Genomic DNA, 25637 nt, shown 5'->3' on the forward strand with positions numbered 1-25637 from the left:
ATCCAGACTAACCCTGAAATAACTGAACATACCGATCAATACTTTTGCCTTCAATAAAAATCTTGTGCGCGCGATAAAGCTTATACTTAAAATCATCCCTAGCGTAAGTGATAGCGGACTTTATAAAATACTGATAACCATCCTCCAGAACCTCATAATCATTGATATGCGTTAGTAGCTCATGCAGCATACTAAGCGAACAACCACTTTTTTCTTTCGGAGCTAGAGAACGACTTGCTTGAATAAGAACCAGTTTCCAACACTCCAAGACCTGCGCCCTTCCATATACATGGCGATCATCAAGTTTTTTATTATTAATCACCGAAGGAGACAGCTCTGTCTTTGCCCAAGCTCTAAACTTTCCTTCCTCACTACTCAAAAATGACAAAATTGATATTTGGGAAAGTGTTTCCAGGGAAACATTTGACCCCAGAATCTCATCAGGTGTTTTTTTTGCACCATAATAGTCTTTATAAGACAACAGGGTATACACGTTTTCAATTTGTTTAAAGCTGGGCATTATGCTGTCCTTGCCTAAGGTTGCTTGCTCAAAAACTTCATGTACTAGCACAGTACTTTTTCGTATTGACCTTACATCCAATCGTTCGAAAAATGTATTATCTCGAAGGTAGCGACAGGTGAAACACTACTCCTCACACGGCTTAGCAGCCCCTATTTCAGAACCACCAGATAAAAACATATATCTTTCAGTTCACCCTTCCAGATCGGCTCCGCCTTTTTTTGTAAAAAAATCGAAACCAAATGAGCTTCTAAATAAGCTCTGCAATTTCCCTGCAATGCTCACAAAAATCACCAACTACAAATTCAACAATAGAATCAGGCAACCGATTAGGTTTATCTACACCTATTAAAAAAACATGCTCACCAGCAGCACCAACCCTGAAATTAGCGGACGTAACTCTTCGATGCTTTATTTTATTCAACAATTTCTCCATAGTAAGAGGGAGCCCCGCAGATGGAAGCATTCCATTGCCCGCACCTAGAGCAGAAAGACTATCTTGCTGCACTCGTGTTACAGGCGAAACTGAAAGTGCCCTTGCAATATTGAGCTGAACCTCCAAGAGGGAGCCGGTATAGCAGCCATCAGATTGCACTTTGTCCCTAGTTCTCATAATTTCGTTAACAATGTGATCTAAATACAACATTGCTTCCTGACTGGCACGCGCAGCACGTGGGTAGTCTATTGGTGTCCTCTGCCAAGCAGTTAGAAATAGAACTGAAGTATTTTCCAGCTGATAGATCGATTCGCCAATGGTTGGAGGCGAGCCAGAACCGCTACCAGTTAGAAAAGAAATATTTCCCATTTAGAATACTTTCCGTAGTTTGATTATTATCTTACTTGCTCCATACAAGCCAAGAATGGCACAACGCTACCACATCTCAAAATTTCATCAAAGGCCGGGTTGCTCTTGCGCCGCTGGTCAAACGTCATTACTTAAACTCGGCTTACCTTATGGATGGATTTCATGAAAACCGCCCTAATCTCCGACACCCACAACCTCCTCCGCCCCGAAGCCCTCGCCGCGCTCCAGGGCTGTGACCAGATCATCCACGCCGGCGACATCGGCAACCCGGAAATCCTCGCCCAACTGGCCAAAATCGCCCCCGTTCACGCCGTGCGCGGCAACAACGACCTCAACAGCCAATGGGCCGAAAACCTCCCCGACCTTTTGACCTTCACCCTCTATGGCTGGTCTACTCTCCTCGTCCACGACATCGCCGATGTCCCCGCTGATCTCGATCCGGGCATCAGGCTCATCATCACCGGCCATTCCCACAAACCCCGCATCGAATGGCGCGGTGACCGTCTCTACGTGAACCCCGGCAGCGCCGGCCCTCGGCGTTTCAAGTTGCCGGTCACGCTGGCGATCCTCGAGATACAACCCGACCGCATCGAACCGCGCCTGGTTTCCCTGCTGGATCCCCCTGCCTGAAACCGCTACCGTTCCCGCATCCAGAACAGGGAACCCACGCACCATGTCCATCGCCGACAACCTCCTCGCCTTCACACTCGCCGCCACACTATTGACCCTGACGCCCGGTCTCGACACCGCGCTGGTGCTGCGCACCGCCACCGTCGAGGGCAAGCAGCAGGCCTTGCGTGCGGCGTTGGGGATCAATGCCGGTTGTCTGTTGTGGGGCGCGGCGGTGGCGTTTGGGTTGGGGGCGTTGATTGCAGTGTCGGAGCTGGCCTACAACCTGTTGAAGTATTGCGGCGCGGCATATCTGGCGTGGCTGGGGTTGAACATGCTGCTGCGCCCTCGCCGTTCGCTGGCACCGGCCGAGGCCGACGGCAAGCCGGGGGCGAACTGGTTTTTCAAGGGCATGCTGGGGAATGTGCTGAATCCGAAGATCGGGATTTTCTACGTGTCGTTTCTGCCGCAGTTCATTCCGCAAGGCCAGCTGCTGGTGCCGTGGACGTTCGGCCTGGTGAGCATTCACGTGGTGCTCGGGCTGATCTGGTCGCTGGTGTTGATTGGCGCGACGCAGCCGTTGTCCGGTTTTCTGCGGCGGGAAAAGGTGATTCGCTGGATGGATCGCACCACCGGGATGATTTTCGTGCTGTTCGCCGCGCGGTTGGCATTCAGCAAGCGCTAAAGGCCTGAAGGATCACTATCAATCCATGAAAATCTGTTTCCCGACGTTCTGGTCAAAAGACTCCGGCATCGATTACAGCGCCCCGATTCTTGACCTGAACGACCTCGTGCCAAGTGTCGGTCAGCGCGCACTGGCCCGGTTTGATTACCACGAGCCAATCACCGTTGGTGAAACCCTCCAGGTCATTTGGTGCCCGCCCATTTCCGATCTGAATGGCTGGGATGAGCAGCCATCTGAGATTACGCAGAGCTATCTCCTGACTACCAGAGTCGTCGGCATTGCTCCCTCAGGTCGTGGTCGATACGAACTCGAAATCCTGAACCGTGAGCTGTTTGTGAGTGTATTGCGAGCGCTTGCGGAGGATTTGCAGGGGCAGCAGAGCTTCATACACCTGGATCGTCTGGCCTGGGATGAAATTAATTGGGCTGGCAGCGCTACCGTTGAGGAGTTCACCTATCTGAACGCCCTCACACCGCATGAAGCGTTCATGGAGTTGATCGTCAAAGTCATCGGGAACGAGATCATCGGCCTGTTTTCGCTGCACATCGATCCGGCGGTGTTTTTTGCAAACTGGGCGGCACGCTTCTGACCGGTTCGGAACTGGCAGCAGTCAAACGGACGCTCGCCACTGCTCGCCCACTGCATGACAAGCAGGCCCATTACCTTGCTTGATCCTCTCTGACACCCTCGCGGAAAAGACATCAAACAGAAGACTTGCCCAACACATATGAACATCCGTATATTCGGACAACCATATGTACCCAAGGCATCGTCATGCTCAACCCCGCCTCCGTTTTCAAATGCCTCGCCGACGAAACCCGCGCCCGGGCCACGCTGCTGATCACCCGTGAAGGTGAGTTGTGTGTCTGCGAACTGGTCTGCGCGCTGGACGACAGTCAGCCGAAAATCTCCCGCCATCTCGCGCAACTGCGCACCTGCGGTCTGTTGCTGGATCGTCGTCAGGGACAGTGGGTTTATTACCGGCTCAACCCTGATCTGCCGGCATGGATTCGGACGCTGCTTGAAACCACGCTCGCCGCCAACACCGCCTGGCTGGAAGAAAACAGCGCGCGGCTGGCGGCCATGGGCGATCGCCCGCTCAATACGTCTGCCTGCTGCTGAGGATCAACCATGCGAGTTTTATTCATGTGCACCGCCAACAGCTGCCGCAGCATTCTGTCGGAGGCGATGTTCAACCATCTGGCGCCGGCCGGTTTCGAAGCAGTCAGCGCCGGCAGCTTCCCCAAGGGCCAGGTGCTGCCACGCAGCCTGACCACGTTGCAGGCGGCCGGCATTTCCATCGCCGGGTTGAGCAGCAAGGGCAACGAGGCCTTCGAGGACAACCCGCCGGACATCGTCATCACCGTGTGCGACAAGGCCGCCGGTGAAGCCTGCCCGGTGTACTTCGGCCCGGCCCTGAAAGCCCATTGGGGGCTGGAGGATCCATCGGATGTGCGCGGTGATGAAGACACCATCGACGCCGCTTTCCTCGCCACCCTCGCCCAAATCGAAACCCGCTGCCGGGCCTTCCTCGCCCTGCCCTTCGCCGAACTTGACCGTGATGCCCTCAAGCGCGAGCTCGACCGCATCAGCACGCTGTAACCGGAGCCGACATGACTGACCTGCCCAACCTCGATCCTTCACTGGTTCAAACAACCACGCGTGACGAAGACGCGCACAAGCCGCGCATCCTGTTGCTGTACGGTTCGACCCGCCCGCGCTCCTTCAGCCGTTTGCTGGTCGAAGAAGCCGCCCGCTTGCTGGAGCACTTCGGTGCCGAGACGCGGATCTTCAATCCTTCCGGCCTGCCGCTGCCGGACGATGCGCCGGGCGATCACCCGAAAGTCCAGGAACTGCTTGAGCTGATGCAATGGTCGGAAGGCCAGGTCTGGTGCTCGCCGGAACGCCACGGCGCGATGTCGGCGGTGTTCAAGGCGCAGATCGACTGGGTGCCACTGGCCCTTGGCGCGGTCCGTCCGACTCAGGGCAAGACCCTGGCGGTGATGCAGGTCTGCGGCGGTTCGCAGTCGTTCAACGTGGTCAATCAACTGCGCGTACTGGGCCGCTGGATGCGCATGTTCACCATCCCCAATCAGTCATCGGTACCCAAGGCTTATCTGGAATTCGACGAAGGCAACCGCATGAAACCCTCGGCGCTGTACGACCGGGTGGTAGACGTGATGGAAGAGTTGGTGAAGTTCACGCTGTTGCTGCGTGATCGGCCGGATCTGGTGGATCGTTATTCCGAGCGTAAGGAATCGGCGGAGGAATTGATGCAGCGGGTCAATCAGCGCTCGATCTGATGACCAGACCTCACAATAAAAAACCGGTGCGAACGTTCGCACCGGTTTTTTTCGTCGCCGGGTTACGGCTGGATGGAAGCATCGTCGCTTTGAGGTGACTTGTTTTCAGCGGGCAACCGTCGACGGCGCATCAGGCGATACGCCGCCGGTATGACAAACAGGGACAACAGCGGCGCCGTGACCATGCCGCCGACCATGGGCGCGGCGATGCGGCTCATGACTTCGCTGCCGGTGCCGCTGCCCAGCAGAATCGGCAACAGGCCGGCGATGATCACGGCCACGGTCATCGCCTTGGGGCGCACGCGTTGCACAGCGCCTTCGCGAATCGCCGCGACCAGTCCACGTTCAGAGTGGTCGCCGAGGCCTTCGCGCTCGGCCCAGGCGTTTTTCAGGTAGAGCAGCATGATCACGCCGAACTCGGCCGAAACCCCGGCCAGCGCAATGAAGCCCACACCGGTGGCGACCGACAAGTTGTAGCCCAGCAAATACAGGAACCACGCACCGCCGCTCAATGCGAACGGCAATGTGGCCATGATCAGTAGCGCCTCATCGAAGCGAGCAAACGTCAGGTAGAGCAGCACGAAGATGATCAGCAGCGTGGCAGGCACTACCAGTTTCAGCCGCGCATTGGCCCGTTCCAGAAACTCGAACTGCCCCGAATAGCTCAGACTCATACCGGGCTGCAATTTCACCTGTTCATTGACGGCGCGACGCAGATCGGCCACCACCGAAGCGATGTCCCGCCCGCGCACGTCGATGTACACCCAACCGGACGGCCGGGCATTCTCGCTCTTGAGCATCGGTGGGCCGTCCGTGACCTTGATCTTCGCCAGCATGCCGAGGGTGATCTGGCTGCCGGAAGGCGTGTAGATCGGCAATTGCTCCAGGGCGCCGGGCGAATCACGCCACTCTCGTGGATAACGGATGTTGATCGGAAACCGCGCCAGCCCTTCGATGGTTTCCCCGACGTTTTCCCCGCCAATGGCACCGGCAACGATGGATTGCACATCGCTGATGTTCAGCCCGTAGCGGCCGGCGGCGTTGCGGTCGATATCCACGTCGATGTAGCGGCCACCGGTCAGGCGCTCGGCCAGTGCCGAACTGACGCCGGGCACACCTTTGGCCACCCGCTCGACGGCCTGGGTCGCGGCGTCGATCTGGGCCAGATCGTTGCCGGCGACTTTCACGCCGATGGGACTTTTGATCCCGGTGGCGAGCATGTCGATGCGATTGCGGATAGGTGGAATCCAGATGTTGGTCAGGCCCGGCACGCGCACCACGCGATCCAGTTCTTCCACGAGTTTTTCCGGGGTCATGCCTGGGCGCCATTGATCGTGGGGCTTGAACTGGATCGTGGTTTCGAACATTTCCAGCGGTGCCGGGTCGGTGGCGGTTTCCGCGCGGCCAGCCTTGCCGAACACGTGCTCGACCTCGGGCACGGTTTTGATCAGACGGTCGGTCTGCTGCAACAGTTGCGCGGCTTTTTGCGCCGACAAACCCGGCAAGGCCGAAGGCATATACAGCAGATCGCCCTCGTCCAGCGGTGGGAGGAATTCGCCACCAAGCCGCGAAATCGGCCAGGCCGCGCTGACGAATACCAGCAATGCCACCAGCAGAGTGAGTTTCGGCCGCCGCAACACCGCATCCAGCGCCGGCTGATAGATCCGGATTAACCAGCGGTTGAGCGGATTGTGGCGTTCATCCGGAATCCGCCCGCGAATCCAGTAGCCCATCAGCACCGGCACCAGCGTCACCGACAATCCCGCAGCTGCTGCCATGGCGTAGGTCTTGGTGAACGCCAGCGGACCGAACAGCCGCCCTTCCTGGGCCTGCAAGGTGAACACCGGAATGAACGACAGCGTGATGATCAGCAAACAGAAAAACAGCGCCGGCCCCACCTCCGCTGCCGCGTCGGTCATCACCTGCCAATGGCGCTCGCCCTTGAGCGCCTGCCCCGGATTGGCCGCGTGCCACGCTTCGATTTTCTTGTGGGCGTTCTCGATCATCACCACCGCCGCATCGACCATCGCACCAATGGCGATGGCGATCCCGCCCAACGACATGATGTTGGCGTTCAAGCCCTGATAACGCATCACGATGAAGGCGATCAGCACGCCCACCGGCAACGAAATGATCGCCACCAGCGAAGAGCGCAAATGCCAGAGGAAGATCCCGCACACCAGCGCGACGACGATGAACTCTTCGAGCAGTTTGTGGCTGAGGTTTTCCACGGCGCGATCGATCAGCTTGCTGCGATCGTAGGTGGTGACGATCTCCACGCCGGGCGGCAGGCTGCTTTTCATGTCATCGAGTTTGGCCGCGACCGCCGCAATGGTCTCGCGGGCGTTCTTGCCGCTGCGCAGGATTACCACGCCCCCGACGGTTTCGCCCTGGCCGTCCAGCTCGGTGATGCCCCGGCGCATATCCGGCCCGGTCTGAACCGTTGCGACATCGCCGAGAGTTACCGGCACCCCGCCAGCACCGAGTTTTAACGGGATCGCCCGAAAGTCATCAAGGGTTCTCAGGTAGCCCGATGCCCGTACGATGAACTCGGTTTCGGCCATTTCCAGCACCGCGCCACCGGTTTCCTGATTGGCCTTGCCGATGGCTTCGCGCACCTGCGCCAGGGTGATGCCGAGGCTGGCCAGCCGCACCGGATCGGGCTGCACCTGATACTGCTTGACCATGCCGCCGACGGTGGCGACCTCGGCGACGTTAGGCAGGGTCTTGAGCTCGAACTTGAGAAACCAGTCCTGCAACGCCCGAAGCTGCGCCAGATCATGCCCGCCGCTGCGATCCACCAGAGCGTACTGATAGATCCAGCCAACGCCGGTCGCATCCGGACCCAGCGCCGGTTTGGCGCTGACCGGCAATCGACTCTGGATCTGGCTCAGGTACTCCAGCACCCGCGAGCGCGCCCAGTATTGATCGGTACCGTCCTCGAACAGCACGTACACGAAGCTGTCACCGAAGAACGAATAACCGCGCACGGTTTTCGCCCCCGGCACCGAGAGCATGGTGGTGGTCAGCGGATAGGTCACCTGATTTTCGACAATCTGCGGCGCCTGTCCGGGATACGGCGTGCGGATGATCACCTGCACATCCGACAGATCCGGCAGCGCATCGATCGGCGTGCTCTGCACCGACCACACGCCCCAGCCCGTGACGAACAGCGTTGTCAGCAGCACCAGAAAACGATTGGCGACGGACCAGCGAATCAGCGCGGCGATCATGGCTGACTCCCCGAAACGTTCCCGCTCGTTTCAAGCGGCTCGGCGACGATGCCCTTGAGGCTGGCCTCGGAATCGAGCAGGAACTGGCCGGACGTCACGACGTTCTGCCCTTCTGCCAAGCCGTCGAGGATCACCGTTCTGCCGGCGCTTTCCTGGCCGAGCCGAACCTCCACCGGGCGATAGTGCCCCGCGTCTTCGGCGAGCATGACCAAAGCCCGCTTGCCGGTGCGGATGACGGCTTCACTCGGCACCCACAATTGACTCTGCCCGGTTGATCGACTCAGCCGCACTTGCGCCGTCATCCCCGGCCGCAAGTGGCCATCGGCATTGGCCAGCTCGACCCGGACGCGCAGGGTGCGGCTGTCTGCGTTGGTGTCCGGCAGAATCGCGCTGACCGCTCCGTTGAAAACTCTGCCGGGAAAGGCCGGCAGGCGCACTTCGACGGCCTGCCCCACGGCAACCGAACCGGTCTGCGATTCCGGCACCGCCACAGCGAGCCAGACACTGTTCAGCCCGTTGACCCGCGCCAGGGTTTCACCGCTCGCCACGGTCATGCCCGCCCGCACATCGAGTGCTTGCAGCACACCGCCCAAAGGGCTGGTGACCGTCAGTTCGGACTGCACCTTGCCGCTGCGCTCCACTTGAGCAATCAGGCTCGACGGCATCCCGGTCAGCCGCAAGCGCTGGCGCGCCGCCGCGATCAGGTCGGCATCGCCGCTGCGTCTGAGCGCCAGAAACTCGCTCTGGGCCGCCGTCCATTCCGGCACGAGGATATCGGCCAACGCCGCGCCAGCCGTCAGCACATCCCCCGGCGCTCGGGCGTAGACTCGCTCGACAAACCCATTGGTGCGCGCCTGGATCACCGCGACATCGCGCTCGTTGAACCCCAGCACACCGCTCACATCGAGGTTTGAGGTGAAGGCGCCGCGACTGACCGGCGCTACACGCAGACCGAGGTTCTGACTCAGCCCCGGATCAATGCTGACGGTCGCACTGCCCTCCCCGCCGCTGGCGTATCGGGGCACCAGTTGCATGTCCATGAAGGGTGACTTGCCCGGTTTGTCGAACTTTTGCTGCGGGTACATCGGGTCGTACCAATACAAGGCCTTGGGCTCGGTGCTCGGCGCTGGGGCTGAAGCCGGCACACCCTTCATTCGCTGATAAGCCAATCCGTAACCGCCACCCACGCCCACCGCCAGCGCGAGGCCGGCCAGCCACACGCCGTTCCATTGTTTACGGTTCACAAGCTGGTCTCCCCATAAGCGAAATGCAGACGCGCAGCGGTCAGCGCGCGTTGTTCTTCCATGTCGATCTGTTTGAGGCGGGCCTCGATGAGTTCGAGGCGGGCGCTGACCACCGCATTCAAATCGCCCTGGCCGGCGCGATAACTGGCCAGGCTCAGATCGACTTTCTCTCTGGCCAGCGGCACCAGGCTTTCTTCGGTGCGGCGTACGGCCCGATTGAGGCGCTGGTAATCGGCCAACTGGTTTTCCAGTTGTTCGGTGTGCTCGCGGGACAGGGCCTCGCGCTCGGCTTGCAGTTGGCTGACCTCGGCCTGTCTGGCGGCGATTTTCGGGTTCTGCCGCGTCTCGGGAAACAGCGGCAGATCCCAGGAAAACTGCACGCTAACCATGTCGCCAAACTCGCGCCCCCGATGCTGGTAATCCACCTCCCAGCTCCAGTCGGACTTTTTCTCGGACACCGCCTCTTGCACCCTGGCCTGGGCTTCGCGGGTCATGGGGGCGAAAGCAGCCAGTTCGGGATGGTGTTGCAGTTGATGATTGAAGGTCGAGGCATCGACCGGCCACACGGGCAAACCGCCCTCGGGCTTGTCGTTGGCGGCGGTGCCGATCCAGCGTTTGAGCGCGGCTCGGGCCTGGGTGCGCTCGAGGGTCAGGTTGTCCTGTTGCTCGGCGAGTCGGGCCGCTTCCTGCTTAGGCGTCACCGCGTCGGCAGGTTGCGCGCGGCCACCGGCAATCTGCGCCCGGACGATCTCGCTCAGCAGACGGTTTTCCTTGAACAAGTCCTGGAACAACGCTTCTTTGCGCTCGACCGAATAGCCGCTGATCCACGCCAGCGCCGTCGCCTGACGCACCTTCAAACGCTCGACACGGCGCTCGGCCGCCGCGCGCTCAATAGCGGCGTCGGCAACTTCGATGCGCGCCTTGCGTTTGTCTGCGTTGGGCATCTCCTGCCGGTAACCGACCATCTGCATGGTCATGAAGTCCTGATCGACGCTCCAGCGATCCGGGCCGCCCACGGGGTAGTTCTGCAAACCGAGCAACAACTTGGGATCGGGCAACTCACCCGCCGGAATGGCCGCGCTGCTGGCGGCCTGGATTTTCTGATCTTGTGCGGTCAGCGACGGCGCATTGTTTTCGGCCAGCCGCAGCGCTTGATCGAGTGTCAGCGCGGCGGCGAAACCCGGCCACGCGAGCACGCTTGCCGCAAGGCCGGCCACAAGAGGCCAACCCGTGCAATTGCACTTGAATGTCATGGTTACGATTCCTGTGATCGTCCACTGCGCGCGGCGAAAAACACGCGCACAGCCAAATCACTCCGCCTGGGCGGAATGAGCTTCGAGGGGGGACAGGAATCAGGTGCGGGGCGGTCGCCAGACCCCGGACGGGGCCGCTAGCGGCAGGGAATCACTGAAGAACGAATGCGTGACAGGGCTGAAAACGGTAACGGGCGGCTTGAGGATCGCGACTTGCAGCAGGCCGCCGGTCTTGCACTCCTGGCCGGGTTTGCAGGGGGAGCCATGGTCGGCAGGACTCTTCATGTCCTTGCAGCAATCCATGTTCATGCCGTCCATCATCGCCATGCCCATGGTTTGCATCGGGCACGGTTCTGTCGGTGCCTGCACGCCCGCCATCCCGCTGAGGGGAAGCGCCAGGCTGATCAGGAAAACGAGACAAAACCGCAGATAGCGTTTCATGGCCGGGAGTCTAGTCGTGAAAACGGGCGCCTACAATCGGCTGCCCAGCGATCTCACCGGACACGCATTAAGCCAGGATTAGCAGCAAAAAATGATGCAGCAGGCGCCCCATCACCTAACCTCAATGTTTGTGTGATCAACCGGAATCTCCCAGTCCCATGCGTAATGCATTGAAGTCATTGATGTTCATCGCTCTGATCCTGCTTGGTTCGGGGTTGGTGGCGGTGTCGGCCGCCGACGTGTCCGGCACACCGGATGTCAGCACCGGCGCCCCGCTCCCCGGCGTCACGCAAAGCGATCTGCAGGCCTTGCAACAGCGCCTCGACGGCCTCAAGCAGCAGATCTCGTCCGCCAACAATTACAACCAGCTCGAAGGCCCGCAGGATCGGGTGCAGACGTTCATTCTGGACATCGATCGGCTATCGGCCTCGCTGTTGCCGCAGCAGGCGCAATTGACTGTGCAACTGGGCGTACTCGGTGCCGCGCCGGCCGAAGCGGTCGCTGCCGAACAAGCCGATATCGCGGCGCAACGGGCGACGTTGATCGAGCAGAAAACCAAAGTCGATACGGCGTTGAAGAATCTCGCCACCCTCAAGCAAAACGCCACGGAGCTGATCACCCAGATCGCCGGTATCCGCCGCACGTTGCTCGAAAGCGAGCTGACGCTCAGCACCCACAGCATTCTGAATCCCGGCTTCTGGGCTCCCCTTGTCAATCCGTCGGCGGATGACCGCCAGCGTCTGCGCTCTTTCGTCGATCAGGTGCAACAGACCGGCGCCGAAGCCTGGCAACCGGGTCAGCGACTTTACACCGCCCTGCTGGTGGTACTGGCCTTCGTCGTCTGGACGCTGGGTCGGCGACTGGCCGACCGCTGGCTGGCGTGGGTGTGCATTCACCGTATGCCGGAGGGTCGACTGCGCCGCAGTTCGCTGGCGTTCGCCTCGGCGCTGGCGACTCTCGCGACCACCGCCATTGCCCTGCAACTGCTCTATTACGCCTGCACCCGCCATGTGCCGTTGCCGCCGATGCTGGCGACATTTTCCGATGAGTTCGGGAAAGTGGTTTATGCCTGCGTGCTGATCACGGGGCTCAGCCGCGCGTTGCTCTCGACCGAGCATCCGTCCTGGCGACTGCCGGCGGTGGCTGACCCGGTGGCGCTCGCGCTGCATCCCTACGCGCGGATCCTCGCCGCAACGCTGCTGGTGCTGGTGACGGCGGTGCAAGTCAGCAATGCCGCCGGCATGAGCAGTCAGATCGTGCTCGCAGGCAGAGGCATCATTGCGCTGGCGGTGCTCGGTATCGTCACAACGCTGCTGATGCGCGTCGGCAGGTTGCGCAAAACACTGGCCGCAGCCGGTGACACCCAAGTGGCGGGCAACACCTTTGCCGGGGTGGTTTACACCATCGCCACCCTGGCGATGGTGCTGTCGTTCGGCGCCCTGCTCACGGGTTACGTATCGCTGGCGCGGTTCATCACCTATGAACTGGTGTGGGCGTTTATCGTGTTTTCCGGGTTTTACCTGCTGATGCAGTTGCTCAAGGACAGCTGCGAATACTTCTTCTCGCCCCGCCACTCCAGCGGCAAGGCGCTGAAACAGCTGCTGGGGGTCGGCGACCGGCGCCTCGAACAGGCCTCGACCCTGCTGGCCGGTTTCGGTCGGGCTGCGCTGTTGCTGCTGGCGGTGATCACCCTGTTCGTCGGCGGGATCGGCACCACCCTCGGCCAACTGGCCAACAACATCGGCACGATCCTCGGCGGTGCCGGCCTGCGCAAACTGAACATCGTCCCCGGCCATTTGCTCAATGCGATGCTGGCGCTGCTGATCGGCATCTACCTGATCCGCGCCCTGCGCCGCTGGCTCGATAACGAATTCCTGCCCAAGACCGACATGGACCCGGGCATGTGCGCCTCGCTCAGCACGCTGTTTTCCAACATCGGTTATGCGGTGGTTATCCTGCTGACCCTGTCATCACTGGGCGTGCAATGGACCAACCTGGCGTGGATCGTCAGCGCCCTGTCGGTGGGCATCGGCTTCGGTTTGCAGGAGATCGTGAAGAACTTCGTCTCCGGCCTGATCCTGCTCACCGAACGCCCGGTCAAGGTCGGCGACCTGATCAGCATCAGCGGCGTCGAGGGCGACATCCGCCGGATCAACGTGCGCGCCACCGAGATCCAGCTCAGCGACCGCTCGATCGTGATCGTGCCCAACTCGCAACTGATCTCGCAGAACCTGCGCAACGTCACCCTCGGCGGCAGCGCCCAAGGCGTGGCGACGCTGGAACTGATGTTCCCGCTGGATATCGATCCCGAACAGGTGCAGAACCTGCTGTTCGACACCTACAAGGAACACGAAACCATCCTCGAAAAACCCGCGCCGTTCGTACGTTTCAGCAAACTGACGCCGGACGGGATTACGTTGACGGTGACCGGGTATGTCGCCAGCCCTAGGATTGTCGGGACGACCAAGAGTGATCTGTTGTTCGAGATTCTCAAGCGGCTGGGGGCGGCGGGGATTGAGCTGGCGAAGCCGCCGAGTACCTGAGGAAAAACCTGATGGGAATCTGTACCGCTGCGCGCCTCCTGATCAGGCCTCAGTGGTGTCAGTCGACTCTGTAGCCACTTCAGCTTCCAGTTTCAGGCGATCCGCCTTGCTGATGTACTTCGGTTTGTTGCTCTTGGGTGCCAGTTTGGCGTTGGCCTTTCTGGATTTTTCCTTGAAGAGCTGCTGCAGTTTTTTCTGACGGTTCATGGTGATTTGGCCTGCTTGAAAGTTGTTGAATGATATCAGCGTTGGGCCTGCTTCACCCCAGCACGTCAGTGATCCACTGCACCTGCTGCTTCAGATCCTGCACCTTCCGCTCGCATACCCCATGCCGCGCCCGTCCGAAATGAGCCAGCGTTTGCTGCTTGTGTCGCAACCGATGCTGCCACTTGCTGACAAACGCAGGACTGCGCGCCTGCAACTGCAGCGGTCCGAAGTACAGTTCCTCGGCGGTATAGGAAACCGGCCCGCCCCGCTCGGCCACGATGACTTCGTAGTCGAAGCGGTTCTCCCGCAAGACTTCCTCAACGAGGATGCGGTACCCGTTGTCCATCAGCCATTGGCGCAGCGGTTGTTCGCCACCGTTGGGTTGCAGGATCAGGCGCTCGCGGCCGCTCAGGCGCGCCTTGCCGGCCTCAAGAATGTCGCGGATGGTCTCACCGCCCATGCCGCACACGGTAATTGCCGTGATCCCGTCCGCCGGCTCGACGGCCATCAAGCCATTGGCCAAGCGCACGGTGATCTGTTGCTCAAGATCGCTTTCGCGCACGGTGCGTTGCGCCGAACGGAACGGCGTCTCGGCCATCTCGCCCGCAACCGCCGCCGCGATCGCGCCACGGCGCATCAGTGCCACCGGCAGGTAGCCGTGATCCGACCCGATATCGGCCAGCCGCGCACCGGCGGGCACGTGCGCCGCCACCCGCTCCAGGCGCATGGACAATGTCTGTTCGTTCAACCGCAACCCCTTTCACTCTGAACGCCCGGCACTGGTGGCCGGATCGGGGCGCGATTCTGGGGGGCAACGGCTGGCAATTCAAATTTATGTGACCAATCGCGACGCCTAGAACAACACCGCCAACCAAGCCGACAGCAACAACAAAACCGCCAGCACGGCATTCATGCGCCGCAATGCCCGTGGCGAGCCAAAGAACCGCGCACTGCCCATGCCCAGCAGCGCCCACGCCGTCATGCACGGCAGGCAGACCATTAGAAAAACCGCCGACAACAGCAGCATCCGCGCGCTGTCGTCGCCGTTGCCGCCAAACACACTTACCACCGCCACGGCCATCATCCACACTTTGGGATTGATCAATTGCAGGCCGGCGGCGCCGAATACACTGAAGCCGTCATCGGCCGCTGTCGCCGAGTCCAGCGACGGCGGCGTGCTGCGAAAGATCTGCCACGCCAGCCAGCTCAGCCACAACACCCCGGCCCAGGCCATCGCCTGTTGCACAAGGGGATAGCGCAACAAGGTTTCCCCCACGCCGAGGCCGACCACCAACACCACCAGCGCCGCCGACACACAGGCACCGAAGATGATCGGCACGGTGGCCGTCAGACCGCGCCGCGAGCTGTGGCTCATCACCAGAATATTGGTCGGCCCCGGAGTGATCGAGGCAACGAAGGAAAACAGCAGAAAAGGCAGCAACGATTCCATGACAGGACTCCCGAATCAAAACAGGAGACCATGGTCGCGGTTGCGCGGGGTTCAGTCTGGAAGGTTTGAGCAGCGCTTGCGGTAATCCGCCGGCGTCAGGTGATAGGCACGGCGGAACCAGCGCCCGAGATGGCTTTGATCGGCGAAACCGAGGGCGCTGGCGACGGTGGCGGGTGTTTCGCCACGCGCCAGCAACTGCCGGGCGCGGGCCAGGCGCAACTGAATCAGGTAGGCGTGTGGCGCCAGCCCGAAAGCGGCCTTGAATGCACGGGTCAGACGAAAGCGATCGACCCCGCAGGCCTGAGCCACGTCGTCCAGCCCGATGTCCTCGAAGGCGTGCGCATGCAGATAGTCCCGCGCCACTTGCGCTACCCGTGGCAGGCGCGGATCGAACGGTTGGCGCTTGCGCCAGTCGAGATGCGATGTCAGCGAACCGAGCAAGGTGTCGATGGCGGTCTGGCGCACGATGCGCAAGTCGCCTTGATGCAGGGCGTTGAAGGCCTGATTGATGGCCGTGGACAAGCGCGAATCCTGACTCAGGGTATCGGTGAACCCGAGCTGGCTGTTGTCCGGCGCATGCTCGAACAGCACCCGTAATTCGCGCTCCAGCCAGTGCGGGTCGAGGTAGAGCATGGAATAGGTGAAGCCCTCCTCCGTCGGCGCGTGCCCGTCGTGGATCTCTCCCGGTTCCAGCATGAAAATCTTGCCCGGCGTACTCAGATGGCGCACGCGCCGGCAATGAAACTGCTGCACGCCCTGCTCGGTGACGCCCACCAGAAAACTGTCGTGCCAGTGCGGATCGTAGGCATGGCCCTGGAAATGGGCACGAATCGACTCGATCCCGGTGTCGGCATCCTGAGACAAGTCGATCCAGTTGCGTTTGTCCACGCAAGGCTCCGAAGGCAGTGGTTGTTCGTCAAGGACGTCTACGTTACCGCGACTTTGCCGATGGGTTTAGAACATTTGTGCACGTGAGCCAGGCAGGCCATCCAGCAAATTTAATGAACCCTGAGTGTCACGCCCCGCCTAAGCCAAAGACCATCAGGAGGTAGCTCATGCAAATTGAAACCACGTGGATCGTACTGGCCGTCGTTCTTTTGCTCATTGAATTGTGGGCGATCAACCGGGTGCGCAAGAGTGAGGGGAAAGCCAGTAACAAAGGCGTCTGGATCGTATTGATCGTGTTTGTGCCGCTGTTCGGGCTGATCGCCTGGGCGCTGGCCGGGCCCAAGCACGTCACGCAGGCCTGAAGCCCAAGGCAAGCAGGAGCCCCGAACATTCGGGGCTTTTTGTTGGCCGCTGGTTTGTATCGCAGTGTGTACGAACGCCTCCCGGATACATGCCCGCGCATCAGCCAACGAAAACGGAAACAGCGCAGATACGTGGCCAGTCTTTAATGGGCTCCAGATTCGAAGGGTTCAGCCAACGCCCTGCCCTCACCGATTACCAAGGAGACTTGCCATGAAGCCTGCACTGCACACCGCCGTCCACACTGGAAAAAACCGTCGCCGCCTGCTGGGCCTGTCGATTCTAGCCACCGCGCTGCTGCAATTCGGCGCCTTCGCCCAAGCACAAACCGCAACGCCCGATCCGGTCAAGACCGAAGCCGCCAGCGTCAAGGCCGATCTACCCTTCGGCCCGCTGAAACACGTGAAGGCTGGCCTGCTGGACGTGGCCTACGCCGAAACCGGCCCGGCCAATGGCCCGGTGGTGATTCTGCTGCACGGCTGGCCGTACGACATTCACAGCTACGACGACGTCGCGCCGCTGCTGGCGGCCAAGGGTTATCGGGTGCTGATGCCGTATGCCCGGGGTTATGGCGACACGCACTTCCTGTCCGACAAGACCGTGCGCAACGGTCAACCGGCGGCGCTGGCCAGTGACGTGATCGATTTCATGGATGCGCTGAAGATCAAACAAGCCGTGCTCGGCGGCTACGACTGGGGCGCGCGTTCGGCGGACATCGTGTCGGCGCTGTGGCCGGAGCGGGTCAAGGCGCTGGTCTCGGTCAGCGGTTATCTGATCGGCAATCAGGCCGCCGGCAAGAACCCGCTGCCGCCCAAGGCCGAGCTGCAATGGTGGTATCAGTTCTACTTCGCCACCGACCGTGGTGAGGCGGGCTACACCAAGAACACCCATGACTTCGCCAAGCTGATCTGGCAACTGGCGTCACCGAAATGGGCCTTCGACGATGCCACCTTCGACCGCAGCGCCAAGGCGTTGCAGAACCCGGATCACGTCGCGATCACCGTGTTCAACTACCGCTGGCGTCTGGGCCTGGTGCAAGGTGAAAGCCAGTACGAGGCACTGGAACAGAAACTCGCCACCGCGCCGTCGATCAGCGTGCCGACCATCACCCTGGAAGGCGATGCCAACGGCGCGCCGCACCCAGCCCCCGAGGACTACGCCAAACGCTTCACCGGCAAATACCAGTTCCGCCTGATCAACGGCGGCATCGGCCACAACCTGCCGCAGGAAGACCCGAAAGCCTTCGCTCAGGCGATCATCGACGCCGATCAACTCTGAAGCAGCACGCCGAACGGCTCGTCATTTGACGAGCCGTTTTTCTTTGGATGGGCGATAACCGAAATAGGCGCTGTAGCACTTGCTGAAATGACTCGGCGACACAAACCCGCAGGCCACCAGCACGTCCACCTGAGACAGCTCGGTGTGTTGCAGCAGACGCCGGGCCTCGGTGATGCGCAGTTCCATGTAATAACGCTGCGGCGTGGTGCCCAGTTGTTCTTTGAACAGCCGTTCCAGCTGACGCCGGGAACGCCCGGCATAGACCGCCAGTTGTTCCAGCTCCAGCGGTTCTTCGAGGTTGGCGTCCATCAGCTTCACCACCTCACGCAACGGCGCGCTGACGCAGAGGTTCTCGGTCGGCTTGATCCGCCGGTAACGCGATTCCTCGAACGCCAGAATGTCTTCGATGCCTTCGACCAGCGCCTTGTCGTGCAGGCCCTTGATCCAGTCCAGGGCCATGTGGAACGCGCCGGACGGACTGGACGCGGTCAGCCGGTCGCGGTCGATCACGTAGGGTTCGCTGCTGACCTGGGTCGCCTTGGAAATCTCCGCCAGCGCCGGCCGATGCTCCGGGTGAATCGCACAGCGGTAGCCTTCCAGCACCCCTGCCCGACCCAGGAACCACGCGCCGTTCCACAACCCGGCCAGTATCACGCCCGCCTCGGCGGCCATTCTCAGCAGGTTGATGAATTCGTCGCTCGCCTTCAGTTCCGTGCGGTAACCGCCGCAGATCACCAGCAAATCCAGTTCCTGCAACACGCTGGTTTCCAGACGCGAGTCCGGGCGGATCACCAGCCCCAGGTCGCTGATCACTTCGCCGTCGCTGAGGCCGAAAGTTCGCGTGGAAAACAGTCCGGGGCGCAGCAGATTGGCGGTGACCAGGGTGTCCAGCGCCTGGGTGAAGGCCGGCAGGGAAAAATGCTCCAGCAGCACGAACCCTGTACGGGTCATGCGTCCCGGCCCGCTGGCGGGCTCGTTCAGGTAGCGAAGGTTCTTGCCCTTCATGCCACCGCTGAATTGGCGTCGTTCGATCAAGGTGGGATCCATCGTTTCGTTGTTATGGCGCCATGCTAACTGGCGCCGCAGCAAATTACTCGCAAACGACGCATGTACCCATCCAGAGATCGCTCCCACGCCGTTGACCTTGATCGTTCCCACGCTCTGCGTGGGAACGATCAGCGCGATCAGTGCTGAAACGAGCGAGCCTGCGTCCCAACGTCGCAGGCCCGGCACCTTGGCAAACGCTGCACAAGGCTTAAAATCGCGCCTCCTCTTGCAGTCGCCCGACCGGCGCCTGCCCGCAGCCATGACAACCCTCAGGTTTGAACAGCCGGCCACTTCCACGAAGCGTGCCTGGCTCAATCGTCCTGCCCGTTCGGCGGTCGTTTGTCTTCAACACACTTCGGCTTGGCACTCGCATGCGCAGAGGCGCACGTTCCGCTGTTCGATCACTTGAGGTTTTTATGACACCGCGTTTGCTGGCCATGGCGCTGGCGCCCCTGCTCGGGCTATTCATTGTTGCCCTGGGCAACGGCTTTCTGTCTTCTTTGACCACCCTGCGCCTGGGTGCTGCCGGCGAATCGGCGACGATGATCGGCATCGTGTCCTCGGCCTATTTCATCGGCCTGACCCTGGGCGCGATCTTCAACGACCGGCTGATCCTGCGCATCGGCCACATCCGCGCCTACAGCAGCTTCGCCTCGCTGATCGCCGCGACCATCCTGCTGCAAGGGCTGTTTTATGACACTTGGGGCTGGGTCATGCTGCGTCTGATCAACGGCTGGGCCACGGTCGGTGTGTTTCTGGTGATCGAGAGCTGGCTGCTGCTGGCCGGTGACGCGAAGATTCGCGGCCGTCTGCTGGCGCTGTACATGATCGTTCTCTACGGCGCCGGCGTGCTGGGTCAGGCGTTTTTGGGGAAAATCACCGGCCTGGGCGACACTGCGCCATTCATGGTCGCCGGCATGCTCGCGACCCTGTCAGTGCTGCCGATCGTGATCCTGCCGCGTGTGTCGCCATTGCTGGAACAGGTCGAACCGCTCAAACCACGGGCCTTGCTGGGCGTATCGCCCACCGGACTGGTCGGCTGCTTCGGCTCCGGCGTCACCATCGCGGCGATCTACACCCTGCTGCCGCTGTACCTGCAACGCATCGGTCTGAACGTCGGCGAAGTCGGCAGCATGATGGCCTGGACGATCCTCGGCGCGATGCTCCTGCAATACCCGGTCGGGCGCTGGTCCGACCGCAAGGATCGCCTGCAAGTGCTGACCGTGCTGTGCGCCGCGTGCACCGTGCTGTCGCTGGTGATCGTGCTGGTGCCGCTGTCCTCGGCCATGCTCGCGGCGATGTTGTTCCTGTTGGGTGGCGGCGTGTTCGCGCTGTACCCGGTTGCGGTCAGCCATGCGGCCGACCGTGCGCCGGTCGAAACGTTGGTGCCGATGATTCAGGGCATGCTGCTGATCAATTCGCTGGGCTCGGCGATGAGCCCGCTGCTGATCTCCCCGGCGATGAACGCCCATGGCGAAACCGGCTTGTTCTGGGCCTTCGCACTGGTCAACCTGGCCATGGTGACGTTCTTCTTCTGGCGTCGCGGCAAGCGACCGGTGCCGGCCAATCCGGCACCGTTCGCAGCAGCGGCGACCTTCTCGCCAACCGGCGCCGAGCTGCGGGTGACCGAGGATCTGCGTCAGGCGGCGCAGGACCATCCGCCGATGGTCGATGCGTTGAGCGGCGAAGCGGCGCCGCCAACAGGATCGCGCTACGAAGCCAGTTGAGTTTCTGGCGGGCATAAAAAAACCGGTGACTTTCGTCACCGGTTTTTTATTGCCTCTGAATCAGTGCGGCGCGCGCGGGATCGTTTTCATCAGATCCTCAGGGCTGATATGCCCCACCACACTGCCCGGCTGCGGCAGATTCAGGATGTGGCCCTTCATCTTGCCGATCACGTGCATCTCGCACGGTTTGCAGTCGAACTTCAGGGTCAGCACTTCATCGCCGTGAATCAGCTGCATCGGCGCGACTTTGGTTTTCACGCCGGTCACGCCTTTGGCCTGTTTCGGGCACAGGTTGAAGGAGAACCGCAGGCAGTGCTTGGTGATCATCACCGGCACTTCGCCCGCCTCTTCGTGGGCCTCGTAAGCCGCATCGATCAGCTTCACGCCGTGACGGTGGTAGAAGTCGCGGGCCTTCTGGTTGTAGACGTTGGCCAGGAACGACAGGTGCGCTTCCGGGTACACCGGCGGTGGCGTGGTCTCGGCCTTGCGCGAACCGCGCGGGTGAGCGGCAACGCGGGCGGCGGTCAGCGCTTCAATCACTTCACGGCGCAACGACTTGAGCTGCGAGTTCGGGATGAAGAACGCTTGCGGCGCATCCAGCTTGATCGAGGTCGCGTGGTACTCGGTGGTGCCGAGCTGGCCGAGCAGGTCATGCAAGGTCTCCAGCGCCTGTTCCGGTTTGTTGGCAACGCCGAACGGGCCGTCCAGCGCGACGCTGGCGCTGATGCCCTCTTCGCTGGTCACGGTCAGTTCCAGACGTTCTTCACGCAGTTTCGCCAGCCAGCTCACGCCGATACGACGCTCGGCGGAGGTCTTGAGCAAGGCCTGCTGCCAGTTGTGGTCGAGGTTGCGGTTCAGCGGGTGGTTCGGGCGCAGCTTGTACAGGCCTTCCGGCATTTCGTTCGGCTCGACGCGGTAGCGGTAGCGCTTCTCGCCTTCTTCCTCGAACTCGCCCTTGGCTTCGGCAATGTTGGCGCGGAAACCCACCACTTCGCGCTTGACCAGCACGTTGAGGCCGTCGCCGTTCGACAGCGGCTCGTGGGTGATGACCTGCATGTCACGCTTGCCGACTTTCTCGACCACGCCCACGGCCAGACCGGTAAAGGTCGGCGAATCGAACGCGCCGATGTCGATCTTGCGCTCGCTGACGAAGTAGTCGGTGCTGCCACGGTGGAAGGTCTTTTCCGGGTCCGGCATGAAGAAATGCGCGGTGCGGCCGCTGGAAGCGCGGGCCAGGTCCGGACGATCGTTGAGCACGTCGTCGAGGCGCTGGCGGTAATAGGCGGTGATGTTCTTCACATAGCCCATGTCCTTGTAGCGACCTTCGATCTTGAACGAACGCACACCGGCCTCGACCAACGCGCGGATGTTGGCGCTCTGGTTGTTGTCCTTCATCGACAGCAGGTGTTTTTCGTAGGCGATCACGCCACCCTTTTCATCTTTCAGGGTGTACGGCAGACGGCAGGCCTGGGAGCAGTCGCCCCGGTTGGCGCTGCGCCCGGTCTGCGCGTGGGAAATGTTGCACTGACCGGAAAACGCCACGCACAACGCGCCGTGAATGAAGAACTCGATGGCGGCATCGGTTTCATCGGCGATTGCGCGGATTTCCTTGAGGTTCAGTTCACGGGCCAGTACCAGTTGCGAGAAACCGGCCTGATCGAGGAACTTGGCCCGCTCAAGGGTGCGGATGTCAGTCTGGGTGCTGGCGTGCAGCTCGATGGGTGGAATGTCCAGCTCCATCACGCCCAGGTCCTGGACGATCAGCGCATCGACGCCGGCGTCGTACAACTGATGGATCAGCTTGCGCGCCGGCTCCAGTTCGTTGTCGTGCAGGATAGTGTTGATGGTGGTGAAGATGCGCGCGTGATAGCGACGGGCAAATTCCACCAGTTCGGCAATTTCGCTCACCTCGTTGCACGCGTTGTGGCGCGCACCGAAGCTCGGGCCGCCGATGTACACCGCGTCGGCGCCATGCAGAATGGCCTCGCGGGCGATGGCCACGTCACGGGCGGGGCTGAGCAGTTCCAGGTGATGTTTGGGCAAGGACATATGTTTTTTTAGTCAGGCTGTCACGGTCGAGGCGCGCATTGTAGCCGCGAAACGCGTGGGCGGCACGCCTGTGCTGCCGGGTGGCAGCCCTGCTCAGTGCAGAGCTGCCCTACCGAACCGCAAACTTAGGCCTTCGCGGCCATTGCAGTCACCTCCACCTTCATCCCTTCAACCGCCAGCGCCGCCACGCCAACCGCCGCGCGAACAGGCCATGGCTTGGCGAAGTAGCGCTTGTACACCTCATTGAACGCAGCGCGATCAGCCATGTCAGTCAGGTAAATGGTCAGGTGCAACACGCGGTCCATCGAACTGCCGGCCTTTTCCAGCGCGACTTTCAGCGCCTGCAGGGTGCATTCGCTTTGCGCGGTGACGTCGCCCAGTTCCAGGCTGCCATCGGCACGGGTCGGAATCTGGGTCGACATCAGGATGCCGTTGAATTCGGTCACGTCCGAAGAGATCGAGTCTGCATCCGGGTCCGGGGTGTAGGTGATGTCTTGGTTGGCCATGGGAAAGTCCTTCGCTGGCAGTGAGGACGGCGCCATCGCGCGCCGTTTCGGGCGGCCAGTTTACAGACACACTCGCCGGTTGGAAGACCAGACATCGAGTGTCAGCTGTGCGCCAGTATCCGCCGCAGTTCCAGCGCATTGCCGATTGCCGCGCCGCTGGCGGTGTTGTCGAAGATGCACCAGATGTCGACGCCATCGACAGCCGCCACCCGCAAATCGCTGGCGAGCTTTTCCAGATACGCCGAGTCATAGGGGCTGTAATAGATGCGCGGCGAACCGTGCAGCCGCCAATAACGCACGTTGGGCCAGCCGCGCGGAACCGCATCGGTGCTGATTCGCGAGGGATCGACCACCGCTTGCGCGATGCGATACGCCATCAACAGCAGTTCGGCGGCGGCCCAGGACTCGTGGCGCGGCTCAACCACCAGAGCCCCGGAATAACGTTGGCGCAACGCGATGAAAAACGCCTCCGCAAGCGCTTCGTCGAACGCCAGCGACGGCGGTAACTGCAGCAGCAGGCAACCCAGTTGATCGCCCAGCCCCGAGCACTGTTCAAGAAATGCATCGAGCTCCTGTTCGCAGTCCCGCAGGCGCCGCTCATGGCTGATCGACTTGGGCACCTTCACGCAAAAGCGAAATCCGTCCGGCACCGATTCGGCCCATCGGGCGTAGGTTTGGCGTAGGTGCGGACGGTAGAAGGAGCTGTTGATTTCCACGCCATTGAGTTGTCCGGCGTAGCGTTGCAGGTGGGTGCCCTGCTCCGGAAATGACGGCCAGTATTCGCGGGGCAGGCTCCAACCCGCGCAACCAATGAAGATCGACGACGCACTCAAAACAGCACCTTGCCCGCTTCGCGCATAAAGATTTCCACGGTTTTCGGGCCGATGCCGTCGAAGGCTTGCAAACGCTTTTCAAAGTCCTGGCGGTCGGCGCTCGCCTCGACCATGTTCATTACCCGCCCGGCATATTCTTCATTCAATTTGGTAGCCAGCGCGAGCAGTCGCTCGGCGGTGGTTTCGTCGTAACGCACGTAATGCGCCTGGCCGAGCATCCGCACCAGTTCGCGATGGGTGCAATGGCCCAGTTTGCGCGGCGTATCCCGCTGGTGTCGTTCAACGATCACTCGATAGGCTTCGGCGGCAATTTCGGCCTGGATTCGTTTGCCCATCAGGAAACTGGCGAGCAGCCATTTGAAAAGGGCTGATTCGCTCAAAGGGTGGAGGCTGATATGCAAGTCTTTGGCGCTGATGGTTTTGGTCATGCAGCTTTTGAGCGAGGGGCGGCGTGATGAGTGCGGGGCTGGCGACGAATGGTTTTGGAGCTTAAAGCGTCAGGTTTCTCCTCGTCGGGCGATGATCGATAAACAGGTTTGAATCACGCCGTTTAAAGACATGTCGGAATGCGTCCGGATGCCTACAAATCCTTGCGCCAGAGCCTACCGCTGCGCCAGAATCCGCCGGCTTGTGCGCCTTGGGGTCGGCCGGTAACTTGGATCGGGTCACTGATTTGCAGTGATCGGGTTTAGTAGCCCGTTGGTATTTGAAGAGTGCACAAGTGTCTGTCAGTCAGGTATTCCCATACCTGTATTTGATGGTGGCTGTGCGTAGGGTGCCCCCGGGCACGCCGGCTTTCTTCTTTTCCCCGGTCTACTAACCTGCGCACAGCTGCCACCACCCCTGTTTAGTAGCTCGGGTCTGGCGGCTTCAAAACAGGAAAAGAATGAACATGTTCAAAGTCACGCCAAATCCTCCGGTCACCGAACCGTCCAGCATCACCGACCCAACGTCCCCCTACGAATGCCCTGACTCCAAGAGATTCAACGAAGCCGCCAACCGCGCCCTCGACTACCACCTCGGCCCGATCTCAGCCCACATGATGGCCGCGCCCTACTCCCCCAACCGCCTCTACCAGGCCAACCCGGCCAGCAACAACGAATCCCTGCTCGCCGACGCCGTCGAAACCCTGGGCTCAGCCAACGTCATGCTCAACAACTTCGTCGACCTCCTCGAAGGCCCCCACCGCAAAACCGCGCAAGGCATCGCGCAGATCGTGATGCTGGCGGAACTGGCGGTGAATCAGGTGTTGGATAACGTTGTGCCGACGGAATAATCTGCAGCAACGAAGCTTACCTTCGCTACCACATAACATCAAAAGGGGACGATTAAATAAATCTGCCCCCTTTTGCTTTGCGCCGTTATCGATGAGGGTGAATGAATGATATAGGATTAGATGAACCGTTTTCGCTCATTGCCCCATCCATGGATTTATACTTATTATCCGGAACAACTAGATTATACTGAATGCTTTTAACCTTGAATGTCACATTTGCGCCTCCATTAGGATTTGCCTGAAACCATGCACTCTCTAGCATGCCATCTGTTTCAGGAAAACCACACGTGAGTTTTCCTTCCAGCTTTCCTGAATCAGAATCGGCAGAATTTATATCCAGACTGCCATATGCACCTTTGATTGTAGTATTGCTCTTGTAG

Annotated in this window: 27 protein-coding genes; 11 read left to right on the forward strand and 16 right to left on the reverse strand. The window is 60.7% G+C overall.

Annotation, left to right across the window (positions count from 1 at the left end; all coding sequences use genetic code 11):
• Positions 1-7 precede the first annotated feature (7 nt).
• On the reverse strand, positions 8-520 hold the full coding sequence (locus C1X29_RS29210) for a hypothetical protein (RefSeq protein ID WP_146023272.1): 513 nt from the start codon (positions 518-520) through the stop codon (positions 8-10).
• 250 nt (positions 521-770) lie between these two features.
• Positions 771-1325 (reverse strand): hypothetical protein, encoded by a 555-nt coding sequence (locus tag C1X29_RS26615; RefSeq protein ID WP_102718789.1) that lies wholly within the window; start codon positions 1323-1325, stop codon positions 771-773.
• 162 nt (positions 1326-1487) lie between these two features.
• On the opposite strand from C1X29_RS26615, the gene C1X29_RS26620 reads away from it, so the two are divergent.
• The 6 genes from C1X29_RS26620 (at position 1488) to arsH (ending at position 4922) form a co-directional block, all read left to right on the forward strand.
• The gene (locus C1X29_RS26620; protein ID WP_102718790.1) at positions 1488-1955 is read left to right on the forward strand and encodes a metallophosphoesterase family protein; all 468 of its coding nucleotides are present in this window, start codon (positions 1488-1490) and stop codon (positions 1953-1955) included.
• Positions 1956-1998: 43 nt separating this feature from the next.
• On the forward strand, positions 1999-2619 hold the full coding sequence (locus tag C1X29_RS26625; protein ID WP_102718791.1) for a LysE family translocator: 621 nt from the start codon (positions 1999-2001) through the stop codon (positions 2617-2619).
• 25 nt (positions 2620-2644) lie between these two features.
• Positions 2645-3208 (forward strand): hypothetical protein, encoded by a 564-nt coding sequence (locus tag C1X29_RS26630; RefSeq protein WP_256584402.1) that lies wholly within the window; start codon positions 2645-2647, stop codon positions 3206-3208.
• A gap of 185 nt (positions 3209-3393) precedes the next feature.
• On the forward strand, positions 3394-3741 hold the full coding sequence (locus C1X29_RS26635) for a metalloregulator ArsR/SmtB family transcription factor (protein WP_064381911.1): 348 nt from the start codon (positions 3394-3396) through the stop codon (positions 3739-3741).
• A 9-nt stretch (positions 3742-3750) separates the two neighbouring features.
• Positions 3751-4221, forward strand: coding sequence for an arsenate reductase ArsC (locus tag C1X29_RS26640; RefSeq protein WP_102718792.1), 471 nt, complete (start codon positions 3751-3753; stop codon positions 4219-4221).
• A gap of 11 nt (positions 4222-4232) precedes the next feature.
• The gene (arsH, locus tag C1X29_RS26645; RefSeq protein WP_102718793.1) at positions 4233-4922 is read left to right on the forward strand and encodes an arsenical resistance protein ArsH; all 690 of its coding nucleotides are present in this window, start codon (positions 4233-4235) and stop codon (positions 4920-4922) included.
• Between the two features lie 62 nt (positions 4923-4984).
• Here the strand turns inward: arsH and C1X29_RS26650 are convergent, their stop codons facing one another.
• From C1X29_RS26650 to C1X29_RS26665, 4 genes are all read right to left on the reverse strand, one after another.
• The gene (locus tag C1X29_RS26650; protein WP_102718794.1) at positions 4985-8155 is read right to left on the reverse strand and encodes an efflux RND transporter permease subunit; all 3171 of its coding nucleotides are present in this window, start codon (positions 8153-8155) and stop codon (positions 4985-4987) included.
• On the reverse strand, positions 8152-9399 hold the full coding sequence (locus C1X29_RS26655; RefSeq protein WP_102718795.1) for an efflux RND transporter periplasmic adaptor subunit: 1248 nt from the start codon (positions 9397-9399) through the stop codon (positions 8152-8154). The genes C1X29_RS26650 and C1X29_RS26655 overlap by 4 nt, the downstream gene beginning before the upstream one ends.
• Positions 9396-10652, reverse strand: coding sequence for a TolC family protein (locus tag C1X29_RS26660; protein ID WP_102718796.1), 1257 nt, complete (start codon positions 10650-10652; stop codon positions 9396-9398). The genes C1X29_RS26655 and C1X29_RS26660 overlap by 4 nt, the downstream gene beginning before the upstream one ends.
• 99 nt (positions 10653-10751) lie before the next feature.
• Positions 10752-11093 (reverse strand): hypothetical protein, encoded by a 342-nt coding sequence (locus C1X29_RS26665; RefSeq protein WP_085703749.1) that lies wholly within the window; start codon positions 11091-11093, stop codon positions 10752-10754.
• Positions 11094-11251: 158 nt separating this feature from the next.
• Between C1X29_RS26665 and C1X29_RS26670 the strand changes: the two genes are divergently transcribed.
• A complete protein-coding gene (locus C1X29_RS26670) occupies positions 11252-13636 on the forward strand; it encodes a DUF3772 domain-containing protein (RefSeq protein WP_102718797.1) in 2385 nt (794 codons plus the stop codon).
• 42 nt (positions 13637-13678) lie between these two features.
• Here the strand turns inward: C1X29_RS26670 and C1X29_RS26675 are convergent, their stop codons facing one another.
• From C1X29_RS26675 to C1X29_RS26690, 4 genes are all read right to left on the reverse strand, one after another.
• On the reverse strand, positions 13679-13843 hold the full coding sequence (locus C1X29_RS26675; protein WP_102718798.1) for a DUF2986 domain-containing protein: 165 nt from the start codon (positions 13841-13843) through the stop codon (positions 13679-13681).
• A gap of 52 nt (positions 13844-13895) precedes the next feature.
• Positions 13896-14591: a tRNA (adenine(22)-N(1))-methyltransferase TrmK gene (locus tag C1X29_RS26680; RefSeq protein WP_102718799.1), complete on the reverse strand. Its 696-nt coding sequence runs from the start codon at positions 14589-14591 to the stop codon at positions 13896-13898.
• Between the two features lie 105 nt (positions 14592-14696).
• Positions 14697-15293: a LysE family translocator gene (locus C1X29_RS26685; RefSeq protein ID WP_102718800.1), complete on the reverse strand. Its 597-nt coding sequence runs from the start codon at positions 15291-15293 to the stop codon at positions 14697-14699.
• 51 nt (positions 15294-15344) lie between these two features.
• Positions 15345-16181 carry an AraC family transcriptional regulator gene (locus tag C1X29_RS26690; protein WP_102718801.1) on the reverse strand — a complete coding sequence of 279 codons (837 nt, stop codon included), beginning with the start codon at positions 16179-16181 and terminating at the stop codon, positions 15345-15347.
• A 167-nt stretch (positions 16182-16348) separates the two neighbouring features.
• Here C1X29_RS26690 and C1X29_RS26695 point away from each other — a divergent pair, with 167 nt between their 5' ends.
• Both C1X29_RS26695 and C1X29_RS26700 read left to right on the forward strand, forming a co-directional pair.
• Entirely contained in the window at positions 16349-16543 is a 195-nt protein-coding gene (locus C1X29_RS26695) for a PLDc N-terminal domain-containing protein (protein WP_041475233.1), read from the forward strand.
• Between the two features lie 211 nt (positions 16544-16754).
• Complete coding sequence (locus tag C1X29_RS26700; RefSeq protein WP_102718802.1) at positions 16755-17819, forward strand: alpha/beta fold hydrolase; 1065 nt, start codon at positions 16755-16757, stop codon at positions 17817-17819.
• Between the two features lie 21 nt (positions 17820-17840).
• Here the strand turns inward: C1X29_RS26700 and C1X29_RS26705 are convergent, their stop codons facing one another.
• Positions 17841-18866, reverse strand: coding sequence for a GlxA family transcriptional regulator (locus C1X29_RS26705; RefSeq protein ID WP_102718803.1), 1026 nt, complete (start codon positions 18864-18866; stop codon positions 17841-17843).
• A gap of 416 nt (positions 18867-19282) precedes the next feature.
• Between C1X29_RS26705 and C1X29_RS26710 the strand changes: the two genes are divergently transcribed.
• Positions 19283-20593 carry an MFS transporter gene (locus C1X29_RS26710; RefSeq protein WP_102718804.1) on the forward strand — a complete coding sequence of 437 codons (1311 nt, stop codon included), beginning with the start codon at positions 19283-19285 and terminating at the stop codon, positions 20591-20593.
• A 60-nt stretch (positions 20594-20653) separates the two neighbouring features.
• Here C1X29_RS26710 and C1X29_RS26715 read toward each other — a convergent pair whose 3' ends face one another.
• From C1X29_RS26715 to C1X29_RS26730, 4 genes are all read right to left on the reverse strand, one after another.
• Positions 20654-22642, reverse strand: coding sequence for a U32 family peptidase (locus C1X29_RS26715; RefSeq protein WP_102718805.1), 1989 nt, complete (start codon positions 22640-22642; stop codon positions 20654-20656).
• A 125-nt stretch (positions 22643-22767) separates the two neighbouring features.
• Positions 22768-23148, reverse strand: coding sequence for a RidA family protein (locus C1X29_RS26720; protein WP_007955413.1), 381 nt, complete (start codon positions 23146-23148; stop codon positions 22768-22770).
• Positions 23149-23249: 101 nt separating this feature from the next.
• Entirely contained in the window at positions 23250-23981 is a 732-nt protein-coding gene (locus tag C1X29_RS26725) for a DUF72 domain-containing protein (protein ID WP_102718806.1), read from the reverse strand.
• Positions 23978-24409 carry a DNA methylase gene (locus C1X29_RS26730; protein ID WP_102718807.1) on the reverse strand — a complete coding sequence of 144 codons (432 nt, stop codon included), beginning with the start codon at positions 24407-24409 and terminating at the stop codon, positions 23978-23980. The genes C1X29_RS26725 and C1X29_RS26730 overlap by 4 nt, the downstream gene beginning before the upstream one ends.
• Positions 24410-24873: 464 nt before the next feature.
• On the opposite strand from C1X29_RS26730, the gene C1X29_RS26735 reads away from it, so the two are divergent.
• The gene (locus C1X29_RS26735; RefSeq protein ID WP_102718808.1) at positions 24874-25257 is read left to right on the forward strand and encodes a DUF6124 family protein; all 384 of its coding nucleotides are present in this window, start codon (positions 24874-24876) and stop codon (positions 25255-25257) included.
• A gap of 85 nt (positions 25258-25342) precedes the next feature.
• On the opposite strand, the gene C1X29_RS29265 is transcribed toward C1X29_RS26735, so the two are convergent.
• Positions 25343-25637: hypothetical protein (locus C1X29_RS29265; RefSeq protein ID WP_158247907.1), on the reverse strand; the 295-nt coding region annotated here is incomplete at its 5' end.

The organism is Pseudomonas sp. GW456-12-10-14-LB2 (assembly GCF_002884345.1).
Lineage (GTDB): Bacteria > Pseudomonadota > Gammaproteobacteria > Pseudomonadales > Pseudomonadaceae > Aquipseudomonas > Aquipseudomonas paraglycinae.

Coding starts and splice junctions, on each gene's coding strand:
- C1X29_RS29210 (WP_146023272.1), bottom strand. CDS start 520: ATGCCCAGCTTTAAACAAATTGAAAACGTGTATACCCTGTTGTCTTAT.
- C1X29_RS26615 (WP_102718789.1), bottom strand. CDS start 1,325: ATGGGAAATATTTCTTTTCTAACTGGTAGCGGTTCTGGCTCGCCTCCA.
- C1X29_RS26620 (WP_102718790.1), top strand. CDS start 1,488: ATGAAAACCGCCCTAATCTCCGACACCCACAACCTCCTCCGCCCCGAA.
- C1X29_RS26625 (WP_102718791.1), top strand. CDS start 1,999: ATGTCCATCGCCGACAACCTCCTCGCCTTCACACTCGCCGCCACACTA.
- C1X29_RS26630 (WP_256584402.1), top strand. CDS start 2,645: ATGAAAATCTGTTTCCCGACGTTCTGGTCAAAAGACTCCGGCATCGAT.
- C1X29_RS26635 (WP_064381911.1), top strand. CDS start 3,394: ATGCTCAACCCCGCCTCCGTTTTCAAATGCCTCGCCGACGAAACCCGC.
- C1X29_RS26640 (WP_102718792.1), top strand. CDS start 3,751: ATGCGAGTTTTATTCATGTGCACCGCCAACAGCTGCCGCAGCATTCTG.
- arsH (WP_102718793.1), top strand. CDS start 4,233: ATGACTGACCTGCCCAACCTCGATCCTTCACTGGTTCAAACAACCACG.
- C1X29_RS26650 (WP_102718794.1), bottom strand. CDS start 8,155: ATGATCGCCGCGCTGATTCGCTGGTCCGTCGCCAATCGTTTTCTGGTG.
- C1X29_RS26660 (WP_102718796.1), bottom strand. CDS start 10,652: ATGACATTCAAGTGCAATTGCACGGGTTGGCCTCTTGTGGCCGGCCTT.
- C1X29_RS26665 (WP_085703749.1), bottom strand. CDS start 11,093: ATGAAACGCTATCTGCGGTTTTGTCTCGTTTTCCTGATCAGCCTGGCG.
- C1X29_RS26670 (WP_102718797.1), top strand. CDS start 11,252: ATGCGTAATGCATTGAAGTCATTGATGTTCATCGCTCTGATCCTGCTT.
- C1X29_RS26675 (WP_102718798.1), bottom strand. CDS start 13,843: ATGAACCGTCAGAAAAAACTGCAGCAGCTCTTCAAGGAAAAATCCAGA.
- C1X29_RS26685 (WP_102718800.1), bottom strand. CDS start 15,293: ATGGAATCGTTGCTGCCTTTTCTGCTGTTTTCCTTCGTTGCCTCGATC.
- C1X29_RS26695 (WP_041475233.1), top strand. CDS start 16,349: ATGCAAATTGAAACCACGTGGATCGTACTGGCCGTCGTTCTTTTGCTC.
- C1X29_RS26700 (WP_102718802.1), top strand. CDS start 16,755: ATGAAGCCTGCACTGCACACCGCCGTCCACACTGGAAAAAACCGTCGC.
- C1X29_RS26705 (WP_102718803.1), bottom strand. CDS start 18,866: ATGGATCCCACCTTGATCGAACGACGCCAATTCAGCGGTGGCATGAAG.
- C1X29_RS26710 (WP_102718804.1), top strand. CDS start 19,283: ATGACACCGCGTTTGCTGGCCATGGCGCTGGCGCCCCTGCTCGGGCTA.
- C1X29_RS26715 (WP_102718805.1), bottom strand. CDS start 22,642: ATGTCCTTGCCCAAACATCACCTGGAACTGCTCAGCCCCGCCCGTGAC.
- C1X29_RS26720 (WP_007955413.1), bottom strand. CDS start 23,148: ATGGCCAACCAAGACATCACCTACACCCCGGACCCGGATGCAGACTCG.
- C1X29_RS26730 (WP_102718807.1), bottom strand. CDS start 24,409: ATGACCAAAACCATCAGCGCCAAAGACTTGCATATCAGCCTCCACCCT.
- C1X29_RS26735 (WP_102718808.1), top strand. CDS start 24,874: ATGTTCAAAGTCACGCCAAATCCTCCGGTCACCGAACCGTCCAGCATC.